This window comes from Lysobacter rhizosphaerae (assembly GCF_054779795.1).
Window position 1 is genome coordinate 25,301 of sequence record NZ_BAAGXO010000012.1, and the last position, 17,767, is coordinate 43,067.

Consider the following 17,767-nt stretch of genomic DNA (forward strand, 5'->3'; position numbering starts at 1 on the left):
TCCCTCAGATCCAGATCGTCTTCAGCCTGCGGCGGCCACCGTAGATCAGCGTGGCGATGGCGCGCGAGACGGACACGGCCGTATAGGCCGAAGTGGCAATACCCAGCATCGTGGTGATGCCGAAACCGCGCAGCGGGCCGGTACCGAACGCCGCCATGGCCAGGCCGACCAGGAACGCGGTGACGTTGGCATCGAGGATGGTGCCGGAGGCGCGGTCGTAACCGGTCGCGATCGCCGTCTGTGGAGGCAGGCCAAGCCGCAACTCCTCGCGTATGCGTTCGTTGATCAGCACGTTGGCGTCGACCGACATACCTACCGTCAGCGCGATACCCGCCAGGCCCGGCAGCGACATGGTGGCGCCGAAGAACGACATCAGCGCGAACACCATCAACAGGTTGAGCAGCAGCGCAATGCAGGTGACCACGCCGAACATGCGGTAATAGAACAGGAAGAAAACCAGCGCGAAGACGAACGAATAGGTCACCGCGCGCAGGCCGCGCTCGACGTTCTCCTTGCCCAGGCTCGGGCCGACGATGCGCTCCTCGACGAAGTCCATCGGTGCCGCCAGCGAACCGGACTTCAGCAGCTTGGACAGGTCCGCCGCTTCCTGGCTGCTCAGGCCAGTGGTCTGGAATTCGTTGCTGAACACGCCCTGGATGGTCGCGACCGACACCACTTCTTCGCTGATGCGGGTGCTGCGCACTTCCTTGCCGTCGACGATCTTCACTTCCGGCAGGCGCTCGATGTAGACCACGGCCATCGGCTTGCCGACGTTCTCGCTGGTGAAGTCGAACATGCGCTGGCCACCGGCGCTGTTGAGGCGCACCGACACGGTCGGCGAGCCACTGCGCTGGTCGAAGCCGGTGGTCGCGCCCACCAGCTGGTCACCCGAGGCGATCACGCGCTTGTTGAGCAGGATCGGTATCGGCTTGCCGTCCGGGCCGCGTTCGCGGCGGTAGTAGACGCGCGCCTCGGGCGGCACGTTGCCGCTCTGGACCGCGTCGATGGCATTGCCTTCGACGACCGCGCGGTATTCCAGCGTGGCCGTCGCGCCGATCATGCGCTTGGCCTGGGCGGTGTCCTGCACGCCCGGCAGCTCGACGACGATGCGGTCGTTGCCCTGGCGCTGGATCACCGGTTCGGCCACGCCCAGCGCGTTGACGCGGTTGCGCAGGGTGGCGACGTTCTGCTCGATCGCATCCGCGGCGTAGCGTTGCAGCTCGGTTGGCTGCACCTGCAGGGCAATCTGGTTGCCCTGTGCCTGCTGCACCAGCGTGGGCTGGCTCTTGGCAATCGCGCCCGTGGCGGCACTGGCGGCGCCGGCATCACGCAGCGTGGCCACGATGCTGTTGTCGGGACGGCGGTCCACCGAGACGTAGGCGATGCGATTCTCGCGCAGCAGCACGCGCAGGTCTTCGGCCGTCGCGTCCAGCCGCTTCTCGAGCGCGGCCTTCTGGTCCACCTGCATCAGGAAGTGCACGCCGCCCTGCAGGTCGAGGCCCAGCGACATCGGCCGCGCACCGAGCTTTTCCAGCCAGTCCGGCACGGTCGAGGCGATGTTGAGCGCCACGATGTAGTCGCTGCCCAGCTCAGGGCGCAGCGCGTCGGCCGCCTTAACCTGCAGGTCCGGATTGGTCAGGCGGACCAGCAGGTTGTTCTTTTTCTTGTCGATCTCGACCTGTTTGGTCGCGATGCCGGCCTTCTGCAGGCTGTCGGCCACGCGCTTGCGCAGCGACTCGTCGACGGGGGCACCGTGATTGGCGGTGACCTGTACCGACGGGTCCTGCGGAAACATGTTCGGCACCGCATACACGGCGCTGAGCAGCAGGACGACCAGGAAGGCAACGTATTTCCAGCGTGCGTAAGTCAGCATCTAAAAGGTCCCGTGGCAGCTCCCCGGCCGCCGTCGTGCAAAACGTGATGAAGGCGGCTTATGCCGACTTCAAGGTGCCCTTGGGCAGGACATTGGCAACGGCGCCCTTCTGGATGCGCAGGCGCACGTTGTCGGCTACCTCGACCGTGATGAAGTTCTCACCGATGTCGGTGACCACGCCGGCGATGCCGCCATTGGTCAGCACTTCGTCGCCCTTCGACAGCTTGTCGAGCATGGCGCGGTGTTCCTTCTGCCGCTTCATCTGCGGGCGGATCATCAGGAAGTACATGATCGCGATCAGCGCGATCGGCATCAGCAGGCCGAAGCCACCCAAGCCCTGCGGCTGGGCCGCGGCCTGGGCATAGGCGGGAGCGATCAGGAGGTCGAGCAGGTTCATTGGGGTGCTTCCGGAAGCGAAATAACGGGGGATTATGGCACGCCGTCAGACCCCGAGTCGGGGGACGGGCATGGCTCGGGTGGCATAGAAGGACTCCCGGAACGCGGTGAAGGTTCCCGCGGCGATGGCTTCGCGCATCCCGGCCATCAGGCGCTGGTAATGGCGCAGATTGTGCAAAGTCCCCAGCACCGGGCCGAGCATCTCGTTGCAGCGGTCCAGGTGGCGCAGGTAGCTGCGGCTGAAGCCGCTGCGGCAGGTGTAGCAGTCGCACCCCTCCTCGATCGGCCGGGTGTCGCGCTCATACATCGCATTGCGGATGCGCACGGCCCCCGTGGCGGTGAAGAAGTGGCCATTGCGGGCGTTGCGGGTCGGCATCACGCAATCGAACATGTCGACGCCGCGCGCAACCGCTTCCACCAGGTCCTCCGGCCGCCCTACCCCCATCAGGTAGCGCGGGTGGTCTTCCGGCAATTGCGGCGCGGTGTGTTCGAGCATGTGGTTGCGCTCGGCCTCCGTCTCGCCCACCGCCAGGCCGCCGATCGCGTAGCCGTCAAAGCCGATGTCCTTGAGCGCCGTCGCCGATCGGGTGCGCAGGTCGTGGTGGACGCCGCCCTGGACGATGCCGAACAGTGCCGCGTCGTTGCCCTCGTGCGCGCGCTTGCTGCGCTCGGCCCAGCGCAGCGAGAGCTCCATCGACCGCTTCACCAGCTCGGCCCCGACCGCCACGCCGTCGACGTGCACCGGCGGGCACTCGTCGAAGATCATCACGATGTCCGAGCCGAGCACTTTCTGGATGTGCATGCTCTCCTCCGGCCCGAGGAACACCTGCGAACCATCGGTCGGCGCGGCGAACTTCACGCCCTGCTCGGTGATCTTGCGGCGGTGCGCCAGCGAGAACACCTGGAAGCCGCCGGAATCGGTGAGGATCGGTCCGTTCCAGCGGGCGAAACCGTGCAGGCCGCCATGGTCGGCAATCACGTCCAGGCCGGGGCGCAGGAACAGGTGGAAGGTGTTGCCCAGGATGATCTCGGCACCGAGTTCGCCGACCTGCTCCGGCAGCACGCCCTTCACCGACCCGTAGGTGCCCACCGGCATGAACGCCGGCGTTTCCACCGTGCCGCGCGGAAAGGTGAGGCGGCCGCGGCGCGCGGCGCCATCGGTTTTCAGCAGTTGGAAGGACATCCGGCTCATATGTATTGCTCAGCTCTCTTTCTTGCCTTTGGCCTTTGGCCTTTGGCCTTTGGCCTTTGGCCTTTGGCCTTTGGCCTTTGGCCTTTGGCCTTTGGCCTTTGGCGTTTGGCTTTTGGCTTTTGGCTTTTGGCCTTTGGCCTTTGGCCTTTGCCGTTGCCGTTGCCGTTGCTCGTCATCCCGGCGCAAGCCGGGATCCATTTTGCTTTCGCTTTCGCCTTCGCTTCCTGCTTTCGAAAGAGCAAAAGCAACAACAAAATGGATCCCGGCTTTCGCCGGGATGACGTCCGAAACTACTCCGCCGCGGATACAACAACGACGTCCGAAACTACTCGGGCCGCGGATACAACAACATCGCGTCCCCGTAGGAGAAGAACCGGTAGCGCTGGCGGATCGCGTGCTCGTAGGCGGCGAAGATCCGCGCCTTGCCGGCGAAGGCCGAGACCAGCATCAGCAGCGTGCTTTCCGGCAGGTGGAAATTGGTGATCAGCGCGTCCACCGAGCGGATACGGTAGCCCGGCAGGATGAAGAGGCGCGTCTCTCCGGCAAACGGCTGCAGTTCACCCTCCCCCGCTTCATCCAGGCGTGTTGCGCTTTCCAGCGCGCGCACCACCGTCGTGCCGACCGCGACCACGCGACCGCCGGCTTCGCGCGTACGCCGGATCTGTTCGATCAGTTCCGCGCCGACGTTGAGCCATTCGCTGTGCATCACGTGCTGGTCGAGGTTCTCGACGCGCACCGGCTGGAACGTGCCGGCGCCGACATGCAGGGTGACGTGGCCGAACTGCACGCCGCGCGCGCGCAGGGCGTCGAGCAGCGCGTCGTCGAAGTGCAGGCCTGCCGTCGGTGCCGCCACGGCGCCGACTTCGCGGGCGAACACGGTCTGGTAGCGCTCGTCGTCGTCCACGCCGGGTTCGCGCTGGATGTAGGGCGGCAGCGGCAGCCGTCCCGCATGCAGCAGCCATTGCTCCAGCGATTCGGGCACATGGAAGCGCACGAGGTAGAACTCGCCGTCGCGGCCCAGCACTTCCAGTTCACCGCCGGCATCGAGCGCGATGCGCGCGCCGTCCTTCGGCGACTTGCTGACCCCCAGTTGCACGCGCGCGTCGGATCCGCCCAGCAGGCGTTCGATCAGGATCTCGACCCGGCCGCCGGTGGCCTTCTGTCCGAACAGCCGCGCCGGGATCACGCGGGTGTCGTTGAACACGAGCAGGTCGCCCGGTTGCAGCAGGGACGGCAGGTCGCGGAACCCGCGGTCCTCGAAACGCCAGTCCGGGGCCGCCCCGCCCGGTGGCACCACCAGCAGCCGGCTGGCCGAACGCTCGGCCAGGGGGGCCTGGGCGATCAGCTCCGGGGGCAGGTCGTAATGGAAATCTGACTTCTTCAAGGGGCGGGCAAGCGGCGGGGAGCCGGCAATTGTAGGGCTTCCGGGCATTCCGCCCCTGGCCCGGCCGACCTACCGCTCGAACTTCGCCGACAGGATGATCGACGAGGTGGTGCGCTCCACCCCGTCCACCGCTCCGATGCGGTCGGTCAGCTCGTCCATTTCCGACACGGTCGGGACCACGCCCATCGCCACCAGGTCGAAGGAGCCGCTGACCGAATGTAATGCGCGCACCTCGGGCATAGCACGGAGCGACTCGACCACGGCCGCCATCTGCTTGGGCAGCACGGTGATCATGATGTGGGCGCGGATATGGCCACGCTCGGCCGCGTCGTTGACCCGCACGGTGTAGCCGCCGATCACGCCCTGCCGCTCCAGCCGCTCGATCCGGCTCTGCACGGTGGTACGCGACAGTTTCAACCGGCGCGCGATCTCGGCGGTCGAGGCGCGGGCGTTCTCGCGCAGCACGGTGAGCAGCTGCTGGTCGGTGGCGGTTATCTTCATATTGCACAATTGTATTCGTCATATCGACGAAATAACCAACTATTTCGTCCAATTCATTACTACCGATCGACGAAATTATCCCGATAATAGGCAAATTATCAGGAGAATCCCCATGGCCGTGACCGAAAAGCTCGTACCCCTGCGCGCCCATGGTGGCAAGCGCCGCACCGTCGGCCTCGATGACACCGTCATCGTGAAATTCGCCGCTTCGCATCCCGACCTGGTCCAGGCCATCGATGCGGCCGTGGCCGAGTACGAAAGCATCAAGGGTGAATTCGCCGACCTGCTCGACCTGGACGAGGAAGCGCAGCTGCGCGCCGTCCAGGCCGGTTACGTCAACTTCTATGCCGACGATGGCGTGAACCCCTACATCGCCCTCGCCGCCCGCGGCCCGTGGATCGTCACGCTCAAGGGCGCCGTGCTGCACGACTCGGGCGGCTACGGCATGCTCGGTTTCGGCCACACCCCGAAGGCCGTGATCGACGCGATGGCCAAGCCGCAGGCGATGGCCAACATCATGACGCCATCGCTGACGCAGCTGCGCTTCGAGAAGGCGATCCGCGCCGCCATCGGCGTGAGCCGCGGCGCCTGCCCGTACGACAAGTTCCTGTGCCTCAACTCGGGTTCGGAATCCGTGTCGCTGGCCTCGCGCATCGTCGACGCCAATGCCAAGACCATGACCGATCCGGGCGCGCGCCATGCCGGCCGCACGATCAAGCGCCTGGTGGTGAAGGGCAGCTTCCATGGCCGCACCGAGCGCCCTGCCCTGTATTCGGATTCCTCGCGCAAGACCTATGCGCAGTACCTGGCCAGCTACCGGGGCGAGGACAGCGTGCTGGCGGTCGAGCCCTACGACATCGACGCGCTGAAGAAGGCCTTTGCCGATGCCGACGCCAACGGCTGGTTCATCGAGGCGATGTTCCTCGAGCCGGTGATGGGCGAAGGCGATCCGGGCCGCGGCGTGCCGGTCGCGTTCTACAACGCGGCGCGCGAGCTGACCCGGGCGCATGGCTCGCTGCTGCTGGTCGACTCGATCCAGGCCGGCCTGCGCGCCAACGGCGTGCTGTCGATCGTCGACTACCCCGGCTTCGAGAACATCGAAGCTCCGGACATGGAGACCTATTCCAAGGCGCTCAATGCCGGACAGTACCCGCTGTCGGTGCTCGCGGTGAGCAAGCGCGCCGGCGAGATCTACAAGAAGGGCCTGTACGGCAACACCATGACCACCAATCCGCGCGCGCTCGACGTCGCGGTGGCGGTACTCAAGCAGGTGACGCCGGCGTTGCGCGAGAACATCCGCGCCAAGGGCAAGGAAGCGACCGACAAGCTCGAGAAGCTGAAGTCGGAACTCGGCGGCATGATCACCAAGGTCCAGGGCACCGGCCTGCTGTTCTCCTGCGAGCTGTCGAACGAGTTCAAGTGCTACGGCGCGAACTCGACCGAGGAATGGTTGCGCGAGCATGGCCTCGGCGTGATCCACGGCGGCGTCAACTCGCTGCGCTTCACCCCGACTTTCAACATCACCAGCGAAGAGATCGACCTGATGGTCGGCATGGTCGCGCGGGCGTTGAAGGAAGGTCCGCGCGCCCGGCAGGCCGCCGCGGCCTGAGAGCCCATTCCCCCCGATGGTGCTCCAGAAGGCCGGTAGATCCGGCCTTCTGTTTTTCTGGCGATTCAACGCACCTCTTCCGCTGGCGCGGGCAGCGGTTCCGCTCTGTCGAACTTGCACTTATGCTCGCCGCATGAAGATCGTCGAAGTCCGCCATCCGCTGGTGCGGCACAAGCTGGGCCTGATGCGCGAGGCCGGCATCAGCACCAAGGCATTCCGCGAACTCGCCTCGGAAGTCGCGACGCTGCTCACCTACGAGGCCACGTCCGACCTTGAAACCGAGGAAGTCGTGATCGACGGCTGGGCCGGCCCCGTCGCCACGCATCGGATCAAGGGCGCGAAGATCACGCTGGTACCGATCCTGCGCGCCGGCCTGGGCATGCTGCCCGGCGTGCTCGAGCTGATTCCCGCGGCCAAGGTGGGCGTGGTCGGCCTGCAACGCGACGAGCGCACGCTGCAACCGATCGGCTACTACGAGAAGCTCACCAGCCGCATGGAGGAGCGCACCGCGCTGATCCTGGATCCCATGCTCGCCACGGGCGGCACGCTGATCGCGACCATCGACATGCTCAAGGCGGCAGGCTGCCGGCGCATCAAGGGCCTGTTCCTGGTCGCGGCCCCGGAAGGCCTGCGCGCGCTCGAGGCCCGCCACCCGGATGTCGAGGTCTACACGGCCTCGATCGACGAGCGCCTCAACGAGGTCGGTTACATCCTGCCGGGCCTGGGCGACGCGGGCGACAAGATCTTCGGGACGCGGCACGGGTAACGCCGACGCCAGGGAGATTCGTCCCGCTCAGGCCTTGCGCTGCCGCCTGCGTCGCAGCGCAATGATGATCGCGCCGGCGATCGCTACCAGTCCGCCGGCAAGGAATGGCCAGACGCGCTGCGCGTGCCCGGGCCCGGAGGCGACGGGAGCAAGCGGCTGAATCGAGTGCTCACCATCGTCGGAATCCGCCACCAGGCGCCAGACGTCCGCGCGCAACACGACCTTCCCGGCAAGCGGCGGCAACACCAGTTCGCGCCAACTCACCCGCAGGTCGCCCACCTGGGGTTCCAGGGGATTTTCCGCGCTCCCCAGGCCTTCGCCCTCCGGCTGGAAGGACGCGGCCAGGTTGGCCGGCAGGCGCGAGAAGTTGGGCCGCATCACCCGCCATTCGCCGAGGCTGCGCAGTACCGCCGGATCCAGCGGCTTGCCATCCAGCGTTGGCTTTTCCGCCCACCAGCGGCGGTTCTCGAGCGGCAGCCTGGGCGGATTCGCATGCGCCGCATCGAAGCCGGAGGATTCGATCGGCGCATCGTGCCAGGCGTGTTCGTATCCGTGCTCGCCGCGCTGCCACTGGTACATCTCGACCCGGCGGTCGAGACCGAATTCACGCGTGCCCACCCTGAAATCGGGGTCCACCAGCGACTGCCCCGGATCGGGAAAGCTCTCGGGTTCGCCCTGCGCCCAGGCGGGCGCTGCCTGCAGCAGCAACAGCGCCGACGCGGCGAGGCGGAACGGAAACGTCACGCTGCCAGGGCCCTGGCGTGCAACGTGGCCACTTCGTGCGCGGTACCGAACTTGCCCTTCTCGTCACGAACGACCTGGGCGAGCGCGCAGCCGGGATCATGGGTGAAGAACAGGTGCACGTTGCGCACCAGCTTGTCCTCGAGAAACTGCTTCTTCTCGTCGATCAGCAGCTCGGCATTGCGGTCGTAGCCCATGGTGATCGGCACATGCACCCACGGGCGGCCGGGGATCAGGTCGGCGCAGAACACCACGCCACCATGCGCGTCGCCGTTGACCATGTCCGGGCCGACGATTTCCGACAGCATCAGCCCCGGCGTGTGGCCATCGCTGTAGTGGAAGCGCACGGCGTTGCCGAGCGTCTTCGAATGCGCGCCATCAACCAGCTCAAGCCGGCCCGTCGCTTCCAGCAGCCCCGGCAACTCGGCGATGAAGCTCGCGCGGTCGCGCGGGTGCGGCTTGCGTGCGCGCTCCCAATGCTCGCGTCCGACGACATAGCTCGCATTGGGGAACACGAGCCGCGGCGCCACGCCCTCTTCCCATGCCGCCAGCACGCCGCCGGCATGGTCGAAATGCAGGTGCGAGAGCACGACCACGTCGATGTCTTCCGGCTTGAAGCCCGCGGCGGCCAGCGAGTCCAGCAACACATGGCGCTCTTCAACGACGCCATAGCGCTCGCGCAGCTTCGGCTCGAAGAATGCACCGATGCCGGCCTCGAACAACACGGTCTTTCCGGCGAGCGGGCTGGCCAGCAGTGCGCGGCAGGCCAGGTCGATGCGGTTATGCGCGTCGGGCGGCGACCACTTCTCCCACATCGCGCGGGGCGCATTGCCGAACATCGCGCCGCCGTCGAGTTTCTGGCTGTTGCCGAGCAGGGACCAGAGCTTCATTGCCGCTTTTCCAATGGAGGCATGGCGTGATTATCGCGCCGAATACCGCTATGGCGAAGTGGACGCAGCGTTCCGCCCAGCAGGATCAACGGCTTCCGCTTGGCAGCACCTCGGCGCTGCCGACGGGATTGCGCGGATCGGAACCGCCTTCCAGCGTATTGGTGCGCTTGTCCCACGACACGGTCTGCAGGTTGCCCCACGGTGTTTCGGCCACGTTCACCGTGTGGCCCATTGCCTGCAACGCCGACACGGTCGCCGCATCGATCGCACCCGGTTCGGACGAGATCGCATCCGGCATCCACTGGTGGTGGAAGCGCGGCAAGGCGGCGACTTGCTGCGCGTCCAGGCCGGCGTCGTAGCCGAGGATGCCAACGAGCACCTCGGTGATGATGCGGCTGCCACCGGGCGCGCCGATCACCGCGAGCCGGTCCTTGGACTCGATGAAGCTGGGCGTCATCGAGCTGAGCATGCGCTTGCCCGCTTCCGGCGCGTTGGCGGCGAATCCCATCACGCCGAACGCATTGGGCGTGCCCGGGCGCAGCGCGAAGTCGTCCATCTCATTGTTGAGCAACACGCCGGTACCGGGCGCGACCATGCCCGAGCCGTACAACAGGTTCACCGTCTGCGTTGCGGAGACGCGGTTGCCATCGGCATCGATGATCGAGAAGTGCGTGGTCTCGTCGTCTTCGAGCGGTGCGGGCTCGCCCGGCAGCAGCGCGCTCGGCGTGGCCTTGTCGGGATGGATGCCGGCACGCAGGCCGGCCGCGTAGTCCGGGCTCGTCAGGCGCCGCACCGGCATCTTCACGAAGTCGGGGTCGCCAAGGTAGATCGTGCGATCACGGTACGCGCGGCGCATGGCCTCGACGACGACGTGGTGGCGATGCGCGGAATCCAGCTTCGCCAGGTCCCAGCCTTCGAGCATGTGCAGCATTTCCGCCAGCGCCACGCCACCCGACGACGGCGGCGGCGCGGTGGTGACGTCCCAGTCGCGGTAGCGGAAATGCAGTGGCTCGCGTTCCTTGACGCGATAGCCGGTGAGTTCATCGGCGCGCCACTTTCCGCCTTCTTCCTTCACGGCTGCGAGCAGCTTGTTCGCCGTGTCCCCGCGGTAGAAGCCGTCGAAGCCCTTCTCGGCGATCAACTCGATCGTGCGTGCGAGTTCGGGCTGTTTGAGGATCTCGCCCGTCGTCGGCGGCGTGCCGTCGGCGAGGAACACCGCGCGCGTGCCGCGATAACGTTCCATCACCGCGCGGCGGCTGGCGTAGCCCTTTTCCAGACGCGGATAGATCTCGAAGCCCTCGCGCGCGAGCCGGATCGCCGGCGCGAGCGTGGCCCTGAGCGGCAGGCGTCCGTACTTCTGCGCCAGGTGAACCAGCGCCGCCGGAAGGCCGGGAATGCCCGCCGACCACGGGCCGTTGGTCGCACGATCGCGATCGAGTTCGCCCTTCTCGTCGAGGAACGCCGCGGGCGTGGCGGAGGCCGGGGCGGTTTCGCGGGCGTCGACGAAGACGTCCTTGCCGGTCTTGCCATCGTGGAGCAGGAAGAAGCCGCCGCCGCCGATGCCGGAACTGATCGGCTCGACCACGGCCAGCGTCGCCGACACCGCCACGGCCGCGTCGAACGCATTGCCACCGGCGCGGATCATCTCCAGCCCGGCGTGCGTCGCCAGCACATGGCCACTGGCAATGGCGGCGCCCGGTGGGTGCGGCTGCTTAGTCGCAGGCGCGGGTCCCGCCGCGCAGGCATCCAAGGACGCGAACAACAACACCAGGCACAGCAGTAGCGCGCGCAATGGCATCGGCATCTTTCTCACAGGCGGGGTTTGGACGAACGAGGGCGAGGCGGCCGCATCAGCCCGGCGCCTGCAGGCGCGCGAGCTTGGCCAGCAGCTGCTCGTTGGATTCGGGGAAGGCGGGATCCGGGTCGATGCACTCGACCGGACAGACGACCACGCATTGCGGTTCGTCGAAGTGGCCCACGCATTCGGTGCAACGCGACGGATCGATCACGTAGATGGTTTCGCCCTGCGAGATGGCCTGGTTCGGACATGCCGGTTCGCAGACATCGCAGTTGACGCAGAGCTCGTTGATCTTCAGCGCCATGGTTTCAAATCTGGACGATTACCGTCCTACTCCTCATCGACGGAAAAACTCCGTCGTTCCAGCGGAAGCTGGAACCTATTTTGATTTTGCTCTGTAAACAGCAGAAACAACAGCAAAATGGATCCCGGCCTGCGCCGGGATGACGATCTGGCAGGGCCGCGCCCGCCGTAGCGGGCGCGGGCCAGATCGTCACTTGGCTTCGACGAACTTGAAGGTTGCGCCCGACGGGTCGACCGCCGCCTTGACGCGATCGCTGTCAGCCTGCGCACCGATGAAGAGCACCTTGACGCCCTTCATGCTGTTCGGCATCGCCTTGGCGAAGGCAGCGGTGGCGAGGTCGGCGCTCTTGGCCGAGCTCGGGCCACCGAAAGCCAGCAGTGTGCCTTCGACGCCACCGCGCGACATGTCCTCTTCCGCCTTTTCCAGCTGGCGATCGTAGGAGCCCTGGAAGTCGGCGGAGGTCTCGGCCGGCAGCGTGTACACGTAGGTGCTGGTCGCGCCTTCGAGGTTGCGGGTGACCACGTCGGTCAGGTACGCATTCCAGGCGTTGTCGTCGGTCGCAGAGGCCGGCATGGCGACGGCCGCCTTGGCGGTTTCCTGCACGGCTTCCTGCTTCTTGCACGCGCCCAGGAAGGGCAGGACAAGGCAGGCGGCGAGCAGCAGGCGGTTAGAGATCTTCATCGGGCGTTCCCCCAGTAGTGCGTGGTTATGTGTGTGTTTATTGCGGATGGATCATGCATCGAGGTTGCGTTGCCATTGCGCCTGCAACGCGGAGGCCACCGCTGGCGGCACGAAGCCGGAGACGTCGCCGCCGAGGCGGGCGATCTCGCGGACCAGCGATGAGGAAATGAAGCCGTATTGCTCCGCCGGCGTGAGGAACAGCGTCTCCACGTCGGGGATCAGGTGGCGGTTCATGCTCGCCAGCTGGAATTCGTACTCGAAGTCGGACACCGCGCGCAGCCCGCGCATCAGCACGCCAGCGCCCACTTCGTCCACGAAGTGCGCGAGCAGGCCGGCGAAACCGCGGACCTCGACGTTGGGGTGATGGGCCACGGCTTCCTGCGCCAGCCGCACGCGCAGGTCCAAGGGCAGTGCCGGGCCTTTGCCGGGACTGGCGGCAACACCAATGATCATCCGCTCGAACAGCGGCGCGGCCCGATCGACGAGGTCGATGTGGCCGTTGGTGATCGGGTCGAAGGTGCCGGGATAGACGGCGATTCGGTTACGGGCCACGGTCATTCGCTGGTGGTTCGCTCGTGGTGGGCGTCGGTGCGCCAGCCGGGTCGGGCGCCAGTGTAACAGTGGCGTCCGCGGGCCGCCGCCGATACAGGGCATAGCGGACTTCGCGGGTGCGCCCCTCGCGATGCAGGGCCCATTCCGGCGGCGGCGCGGCGGCGGCCTCAGGCGCGGATTCGACGTAGAGCCAGCCCGTGGCGGACAGCTTGGGCGTCAGCGCGGGCAGCACCCCGCCCCAGAAATTCGAGTCGAACGGCGGATCGACGAAGGCGAGGTCGAAACCGCCATCGGGCTGTCCATGCAGCCAGGCCATGGCATCGGCCTGTACGACGCTCGCCGCCTCGCCGCCCTGCAAGCGCGCGACGGTGGCACGCAGGGCGGCAGCCAGCTTCGCATCGCGTTCGACCAGCACCGCCGCCGCGGCGCCGCGCGACAGCGCCTCCAGCCCCAGCGCGCCGCTTCCCGCGAACAGATCGAGCACGCGCGCACCCGGCAGCACCGGCTGCAGCCAGTTGAACAGGGTCTCGCGCACGCGGTCGCTGGTTGGACGCAGGCCGGGCAGATCGGCCACGTCCAGGCGCGTGCCGCGCCAGCGACCGCCGATGATCCGGACCTTGCCGGGCGCGGCACGGCCTGTGGAATGCGGGCGGTTCATCCGGCGACGCGAAGCGGGGGGGCTATCATGTGTGCATTCTCGCGCACTCCCCGCCCCCATTCGCGATGCTCAATTTTTTCCGCCGCAAGAAACCCGAGGTGCCACCGGCGCCCAACGACTCGCGTGCGACCGAGGCTGCGATCCCGCCTCCGGACAGCGACGCGGTCACGGCGGACGCACCCGCGGCGACTGGACCGCTCGCAACCGAACCGGTCCCGGCGGAATTCATAGCGGCTGCAATGGAAGTCGAACCGGCTCCAGCTCCGGCCCCCGCACCGGAGCAGGTCCCGGTCCCGACCGCCGAAGCCGCCGACGAGCCGGCCGCCCCCGGCCGCAAGGGCTGGCGCGACCGCCTGCGCGGCAGCGCCTTCGCACGCTCCCTCAGCGGGCTGTTCTCGCGCAATCCGCGCCTGGACGACGATCTTCTCGACGAGATTGAGACCGCGCTGCTGACCGCTGACGTTGGCGTCACGGCCACGACCTATCTGGTCGGAGACCTGCGCAAGCGCATGAAGGCGCGCGAATTCACCGACGCCAATGCCCTGCTCGCGGCATTGCGCGGCGACCTGGTGGCGATGCTGCGCCCGGTGGCGCAGCCGCTGCAGATCGACCGCAGCATCAAGCCGTTCGTGCTGCTCACGGTCGGCGTCAACGGCGTCGGCAAGACCACCACCATCGGCAAGCTGGCGCGCCGCTTCAAGGATGAAGGCCGCCCGCTGATGCTGGCCGCGGGCGACACCTTCCGCGCCGCCGCCGTCGCGCAACTGCAGGCGTGGGGCGACCGCAATGGCGTGCCCGTCATCGCCCAGGGCCAGAATGCGGATGCGGCATCGGTCGCCTTCGATGCATTGCAGGCGGCGCAGGCCCGCGGCACTGAGGTCCTGATCGCCGATACCGCCGGCCGCCTGCACACACAGCAGGGGTTGATGGCCGAACTGGGCAAGATCAAGCGCGTGATCCAGAAGCTCGACGTCAATGCACCGCATGAAGTGCTGATGGTGATCGACGGCACCACGGGCCAGAACGCGCTGTCGCAACTGCGCCAGTTCCACGCCGCGGTCGGCGTGACGGGTCTGGTCGTCACCAAGCTCGACGGCACCGCCAAGGGCGGCGTCGTGTTCGCGCTGGCACGCGAATTCGGCATCCCGATCCGCTTCGCCGGCATCGGCGAACGACCGGAAGACCTGCGCGTGTTCGATGCCGACGCCTTCGTCGATGCGCTCCTGCCGGAAGCCCTCGGAACATCCACCTCCAACTGATGACGCGCCGCGGCCGCATCCTGCTCGTGATCGCCCTGCTGGCGATTGCGACGCTCATCGCGCTGCTCTGGCTGTCGCGGCCGCGGAGCATTGCGGCGATCGTCACCAACCGCACAGGCGCGGCACTGGGACTCGAAATCACCGCCAGTGGCGCCAGCGAATACCGTTTGCGCGGAACGCCGATGCTGGTGCTGCGCGACGTCGCCGTGCGCGAACCGGGCGCCGAACGCACCCTGCTTCGCGCCAAGCGCATCCACGTCGCAGTGCCGTGGTCGACGCTGCGTGCGGGCGGCAGCGAACTGGTGGCGCGCCGCGTCGAACTCGATGCTCCCCGGCTCGACCTGCCCGCGCTGCAGCACTGGCTCGCCACGCGTCCGCCGACCGTGGAAAAGCGGCTGCCCACCCTGACCCACGGACTGCGCATCCGGGACGGTGAGATCGACAACGACGACTGGCGCATCGATGGCATCCAGGCCGACGTGCCGCTGCTCGATCCGCGGCAACCGCTGCGTGCACGGCTGCGCGGACGCTACCTGGACGCGCCGCTATCGATTCGCGCCGATCTGGCGGCGGCGATCATTCGTCCCGAGGCATTGATCAGGGCCGGTGCGACCGGCTTCGCCACCCACGGGCAGGTCACGATCGAACGCGGCAAGGACTGGAACCTGCCGGCAACGCTCATGCTTTCCGGCCCGCTGCGCCTGGGTGCGGACGATCTGCGGATCACGCCGGCGCGGTTGGGAATGGCGGCGACATTTGCAACGGCGACGACGCGGGTTCCTTTCGCGCTGGGGCTGCACGGTCCGCTGCATTTCGACGAGGCCACCTGGACGCTCGCGCCCGCGGGCGTGGCCCTGCGGCGCCACGGCGGCAACGATGAAGCCAACGATCCTATTCCCGACCTCGATGCACGCGGAACAATCGCCCTGGGCCGCAAGCTCACCCTGCAACTCGACGGCGCGCTCGCGCAATGGCCGCAGGCATGGCCTGCGTTGCCGCCGCCGCTCGGGCAATCGAAATCGCGATTGCCCTTGAACCTGCGCTACGACGGGTCGCCCGGATTCGTGGATATCGCCGTGTTGCAGGTGCGACGCGACGCCACGCGCTTCGACGGCCGCTTCCGCCTGCCGCAGGTGCTCGAGTGGATGGAGCAGAAGGACGGAACCCCTTTGCCGCCGCTGTCCGGCACACTGACAACACCCGAACTGGAAATTTCGGGAGCGAAACTCGAAGGCGTGCAGGTCGAATTCGATGACACCGCGGCGCCTGCCGGGGAAAGCCTTCCATGAAGTCCCGCAAACCCACTACGGCAATGGCCGTGGCACGCGACGGCGATCCGGACACCTTCGCGCCCCGCGTGCTGCACTGGTTCGGGATCAACGGCCGCCATGATCTGCCATGGCAGCATCCGCGCACGCCCTATCGCGTCTGGCTGTCGGAAATCATGCTGCAGCAGACGCAGGTGAAGACCGTCATTCCCTACTTCGAGCGTTTCGTCGCAGCGCTGCCGACGCTCCCGGCACTGGCGGCCGCATCGCGCGACGACGTGATGGCCCTGTGGTCCGGGCTCGGCTACTACGCCCGCGCCCGAAACCTGCAGGCCGCGGCGCAACGCTGCGTGGAACTGCACGCCGGCGAACTGCCGCGCGACATCGACGCATTGACCGCCCTGCCCGGCATCGGCCGCAGCACGGCGGCCGCGATCCTGTCGCAGGCCTGGGGGGATCGCCACGCGATCCTCGACGGCAACGTGAAGCGCGTGCTCACGCGCTACCACGGCATCGACGGCTATCCCGGCCTCCCGGCAATCGAGAAGCAATTGTGGGCACTGGCGGAGTCGCATCTGCCGGACGGACGCATGGCCGACTACACGCAGGCGCAGATGGATCTCGGTGCCACGTTGTGCACGCGCAGCGATCCGGCCTGCGTGCTGTGTCCGCTGCAGGACGATTGCAGCGCGCGCCGCGAAGGCCGCATCGGCGAACTGCCCACGCCCAAGCCGGGCAAGGCCGTGCCGCAGAAACATGCGTGCGTGCTGTGGCTGGAGAACGCCAGCGGCGAAGTGCTCATGCAGCGCCGCCCACCGGCCGGCATCTGGGCGTCGCTATGGACGCTGCCGCAGGCGGAGGACGCGACGGCATCGCGCCAGTGGTTCGAGCAGGCATCGCCCGGCGACTTCAGCCAGGCCGAGCGCCTGCCCTCCATCGACCACGCCTTCAGCCACTACAAACTGCGCCTGCAACCGCTGCGCCTGCGCGACGTCGCCCTGCGCGAACGCGTCGGCGACAATGACGATCTGCGCTGGGTCGCGCGCGCTGAACTTTCCTCGCTCGGCATACCCGCGCCGATCCGCAAGCTACTGGAAGCCTGACATGCCCCGCATCGTCCATTGCGAATACGAACACCGCGACACCGACGGCCTCGATTTCGTGCCGTGGCCCGGCGAGCTGGGCAAACGCGTTTTCGCACACATCGGCAAGGCGGCGTGGGCGAAATGGCTCGCACACCAGACCATGCTGATCAACGAGAACCGCCTCTCGCCGATGAACCCGCAGCACCGCGCCTTCCTCGAAGTCGAGATGCAGAAATTCCTCTTCGGCGGCGACGCGGAAAAGCCCGCGGGTTACGTGCCGCCGGAGGAATGACGTTCCCTCAGCTGCTGGCGTCCCCGCGCTGCCTGCGGATGTCCTTCTCGGCCGACTTGAGCGCCTTCACGTCGAGCGGCCGGATCTGGCGGATCGGACACGGCATCGTGCGCGTGCTGCCGCCGGCGCGCGGAATCACCTTGTCGAAGAGCGAGTAGACCGTCCCCGAGTTGCTGGTGAGACCGATCGCCTGGGCGAATTCGAGATCCGGGCATGGCGTATCGACTTCGAGCAGATACGCCTCGTTGGGATGCGTCCAGATCGCCACGGCGGTATCGCCGAGCGGCGTCCATCCATCGATGCGGTTCAGGTAGCGGAAACTCTCGACCGGCGGCATCGCATGGGCCTGGTAAAGAGCGAGCCTGTCGCGGTCCGGCGTGCCGCCCGAGGCGCAGGCCGGCACCGCGAGCACGACCGCAGCGAGCGAAATAAGCAAACGTTTCATGGCGTTCTCCCTGCCGGCACTTTGGCCCGTGTCCCTGATGATGCGCCCGCCCGCAATCGGCGGATGCGCCCCC

The 17,767-nt window shown here is 67.2% G+C and carries 19 protein-coding genes; 6 read left to right on the forward strand and 13 right to left on the reverse strand.

Annotated features, from left to right (window positions below; all coding sequences use genetic code 11):
* Window positions 1-4 precede the first annotated feature (4 nt).
* From secD to ACYVGE_RS16310, 5 genes are all read right to left on the reverse strand, one after another.
* Window positions 5-1,873 carry a protein translocase subunit SecD gene (secD, locus tag ACYVGE_RS16290; RefSeq protein WP_460731124.1) on the reverse strand — a complete coding sequence of 623 codons (1,869 nt, stop codon included), beginning with the start codon at window positions 1,871-1,873 and terminating at the stop codon, window positions 5-7.
* Window positions 1,874-1,931: 58 nt separating this feature from the next.
* On the reverse strand, window positions 1,932-2,270 hold the full coding sequence (yajC, locus tag ACYVGE_RS16295; protein WP_310053521.1) for a preprotein translocase subunit YajC: 339 nt from the start codon (window positions 2,268-2,270) through the stop codon (window positions 1,932-1,934).
* 45 nt (window positions 2,271-2,315) lie between these two features.
* Window positions 2,316-3,461 (reverse strand): tRNA guanosine(34) transglycosylase Tgt, encoded by a 1,146-nt coding sequence (tgt, locus tag ACYVGE_RS16300; protein WP_460731125.1) that lies wholly within the window; start codon window positions 3,459-3,461, stop codon window positions 2,316-2,318.
* 325 nt (window positions 3,462-3,786) lie between these two features.
* On the reverse strand, window positions 3,787-4,845 hold the full coding sequence (gene queA / locus ACYVGE_RS16305) for a tRNA preQ1(34) S-adenosylmethionine ribosyltransferase-isomerase QueA (protein ID WP_460731126.1): 1,059 nt from the start codon (window positions 4,843-4,845) through the stop codon (window positions 3,787-3,789).
* A 69-nt stretch (window positions 4,846-4,914) separates the two neighbouring features.
* Window positions 4,915-5,346 (reverse strand): Lrp/AsnC family transcriptional regulator, encoded by a 432-nt coding sequence (locus tag ACYVGE_RS16310; protein WP_310053524.1) that lies wholly within the window; start codon window positions 5,344-5,346, stop codon window positions 4,915-4,917.
* A 112-nt stretch (window positions 5,347-5,458) separates the two neighbouring features.
* Between ACYVGE_RS16310 and ACYVGE_RS16315 the strand changes: the two genes are divergently transcribed.
* The gene (locus tag ACYVGE_RS16315) at window positions 5,459-6,955 is read left to right on the forward strand and encodes an aminotransferase class III-fold pyridoxal phosphate-dependent enzyme (protein WP_460731127.1); all 1,497 of its coding nucleotides are present in this window, start codon (window positions 5,459-5,461) and stop codon (window positions 6,953-6,955) included.
* Window positions 6,956-7,088: 133 nt separating this feature from the next.
* Window positions 7,089-7,721: a uracil phosphoribosyltransferase gene (gene upp / locus ACYVGE_RS16320; RefSeq protein WP_460731128.1), complete on the forward strand. Its 633-nt coding sequence runs from the start codon at window positions 7,089-7,091 to the stop codon at window positions 7,719-7,721.
* A 27-nt stretch (window positions 7,722-7,748) separates the two neighbouring features.
* On the opposite strand, the gene ACYVGE_RS16325 is transcribed toward upp, so the two are convergent.
* From ACYVGE_RS16325 to rsmD, 7 genes are all read right to left on the reverse strand, one after another.
* The gene (locus ACYVGE_RS16325) at window positions 7,749-8,465 is read right to left on the reverse strand and encodes a TMEM43 family protein (protein WP_460731129.1); all 717 of its coding nucleotides are present in this window, start codon (window positions 8,463-8,465) and stop codon (window positions 7,749-7,751) included.
* Window positions 8,462-9,352 carry an MBL fold metallo-hydrolase gene (locus ACYVGE_RS16330; protein WP_460731130.1) on the reverse strand — a complete coding sequence of 297 codons (891 nt, stop codon included), beginning with the start codon at window positions 9,350-9,352 and terminating at the stop codon, window positions 8,462-8,464. Before ACYVGE_RS16330 ends, ACYVGE_RS16325 begins: the two co-directional genes overlap by 4 nt.
* Before the next feature lie 85 nt (window positions 9,353-9,437).
* Window positions 9,438-11,156, reverse strand: a complete 1,719-nt coding sequence (ggt, locus tag ACYVGE_RS16335; protein WP_460731131.1) for a gamma-glutamyltransferase — start codon at window positions 11,154-11,156, stop codon at window positions 9,438-9,440.
* Between the two features lie 46 nt (window positions 11,157-11,202).
* Window positions 11,203-11,454, reverse strand: a complete 252-nt coding sequence (locus tag ACYVGE_RS16340; protein ID WP_310053530.1) for a YfhL family 4Fe-4S dicluster ferredoxin — start codon at window positions 11,452-11,454, stop codon at window positions 11,203-11,205.
* Window positions 11,455-11,643: 189 nt separating this feature from the next.
* Window positions 11,644-12,135, reverse strand: a complete 492-nt coding sequence (locus ACYVGE_RS16345) for a hypothetical protein (protein ID WP_460731132.1) — start codon at window positions 12,133-12,135, stop codon at window positions 11,644-11,646.
* 51 nt (window positions 12,136-12,186) lie between these two features.
* Window positions 12,187-12,693 carry a pantetheine-phosphate adenylyltransferase gene (gene coaD, locus ACYVGE_RS16350; RefSeq protein WP_457097877.1) on the reverse strand — a complete coding sequence of 169 codons (507 nt, stop codon included), beginning with the start codon at window positions 12,691-12,693 and terminating at the stop codon, window positions 12,187-12,189.
* On the reverse strand, window positions 12,677-13,345 hold the full coding sequence (gene rsmD, locus ACYVGE_RS16355) for a 16S rRNA (guanine(966)-N(2))-methyltransferase RsmD (protein WP_460731133.1): 669 nt from the start codon (window positions 13,343-13,345) through the stop codon (window positions 12,677-12,679). The genes coaD and rsmD overlap by 17 nt, the downstream gene beginning before the upstream one ends.
* 65 nt (window positions 13,346-13,410) lie before the next feature.
* Here rsmD and ftsY point away from each other — a divergent pair, with 65 nt between their 5' ends.
* Genes ftsY through ACYVGE_RS16375 form a run of 4 tightly spaced genes read left to right on the forward strand, consistent with a single transcriptional unit; the run spans window position 13,411 to window position 17,249 of the window.
* Window positions 13,411-14,604, forward strand: coding sequence for a signal recognition particle-docking protein FtsY (gene ftsY / locus ACYVGE_RS16360; protein ID WP_460731134.1), 1,194 nt, complete (start codon window positions 13,411-13,413; stop codon window positions 14,602-14,604).
* Window positions 14,604-15,893: an AsmA family protein gene (locus ACYVGE_RS16365; protein ID WP_460731135.1), complete on the forward strand. Its 1,290-nt coding sequence runs from the start codon at window positions 14,604-14,606 to the stop codon at window positions 15,891-15,893. Before ftsY ends, ACYVGE_RS16365 begins: the two co-directional genes overlap by 1 nt.
* 23 nt (window positions 15,894-15,916) lie before the next feature.
* Window positions 15,917-16,975: an A/G-specific adenine glycosylase gene (gene mutY / locus ACYVGE_RS16370; protein ID WP_460731159.1), complete on the forward strand. Its 1,059-nt coding sequence runs from the start codon at window positions 15,917-15,919 to the stop codon at window positions 16,973-16,975.
* 1 nt (window position 16,976) lies between these two features.
* Entirely contained in the window at window positions 16,977-17,249 is a 273-nt protein-coding gene (locus ACYVGE_RS16375; protein WP_460731136.1) for an oxidative damage protection protein, read from the forward strand.
* Window positions 17,250-17,256: 7 nt separating this feature from the next.
* Here ACYVGE_RS16375 and ACYVGE_RS16380 read toward each other — a convergent pair whose 3' ends face one another.
* Window positions 17,257-17,694, reverse strand: a complete 438-nt coding sequence (locus tag ACYVGE_RS16380) for a DUF6491 family protein (RefSeq protein WP_460731137.1) — start codon at window positions 17,692-17,694, stop codon at window positions 17,257-17,259.
* Window positions 17,695-17,767: the final 73 nt, after the last annotated feature.

What these genes read in the sequence shown, in the direction of transcription:
- coaD (WP_457097877.1), bottom strand. Translation starts at nt 12,693, where the DNA reads ATGACCGTGGCCCGTAACCGAATCGCCGTCTATCCCGGCACCTTCGAC.
- ACYVGE_RS16330 (WP_460731130.1), bottom strand. Translation starts at nt 9,352, where the DNA reads ATGAAGCTCTGGTCCCTGCTCGGCAACAGCCAGAAACTCGACGGCGGC.
- rsmD (WP_460731133.1), bottom strand. Translation starts at nt 13,345, where the DNA reads ATGAACCGCCCGCATTCCACAGGCCGTGCCGCGCCCGGCAAGGTCCGG.
- upp (WP_460731128.1), top strand. Translation starts at nt 7,089, where the DNA reads ATGAAGATCGTCGAAGTCCGCCATCCGCTGGTGCGGCACAAGCTGGGC.
- ftsY (WP_460731134.1), top strand. Translation starts at nt 13,411, where the DNA reads ATGCTCAATTTTTTCCGCCGCAAGAAACCCGAGGTGCCACCGGCGCCC.
- secD (WP_460731124.1), bottom strand. Translation starts at nt 1,873, where the DNA reads ATGCTGACTTACGCACGCTGGAAATACGTTGCCTTCCTGGTCGTCCTG.
- ACYVGE_RS16315 (WP_460731127.1), top strand. Translation starts at nt 5,459, where the DNA reads ATGGCCGTGACCGAAAAGCTCGTACCCCTGCGCGCCCATGGTGGCAAG.
- ACYVGE_RS16365 (WP_460731135.1), top strand. Translation starts at nt 14,604, where the DNA reads ATGACGCGCCGCGGCCGCATCCTGCTCGTGATCGCCCTGCTGGCGATT.
- ACYVGE_RS16345 (WP_460731132.1), bottom strand. Translation starts at nt 12,135, where the DNA reads ATGAAGATCTCTAACCGCCTGCTGCTCGCCGCCTGCCTTGTCCTGCCC.
- ACYVGE_RS16380 (WP_460731137.1), bottom strand. Translation starts at nt 17,694, where the DNA reads ATGAAACGTTTGCTTATTTCGCTCGCTGCGGTCGTGCTCGCGGTGCCG.
- ggt (WP_460731131.1), bottom strand. Translation starts at nt 11,156, where the DNA reads ATGCCGATGCCATTGCGCGCGCTACTGCTGTGCCTGGTGTTGTTGTTC.
- yajC (WP_310053521.1), bottom strand. Translation starts at nt 2,270, where the DNA reads ATGAACCTGCTCGACCTCCTGATCGCTCCCGCCTATGCCCAGGCCGCG.
- tgt (WP_460731125.1), bottom strand. Translation starts at nt 3,461, where the DNA reads ATGAGCCGGATGTCCTTCCAACTGCTGAAAACCGATGGCGCCGCGCGC.
- mutY (WP_460731159.1), top strand. Translation starts at nt 15,917, where the DNA reads ATGGCCGTGGCACGCGACGGCGATCCGGACACCTTCGCGCCCCGCGTG.
- ACYVGE_RS16340 (WP_310053530.1), bottom strand. Translation starts at nt 11,454, where the DNA reads ATGGCGCTGAAGATCAACGAGCTCTGCGTCAACTGCGATGTCTGCGAA.
- ACYVGE_RS16375 (WP_460731136.1), top strand. Translation starts at nt 16,977, where the DNA reads ATGCCCCGCATCGTCCATTGCGAATACGAACACCGCGACACCGACGGC.
- ACYVGE_RS16310 (WP_310053524.1), bottom strand. Translation starts at nt 5,346, where the DNA reads ATGAAGATAACCGCCACCGACCAGCAGCTGCTCACCGTGCTGCGCGAG.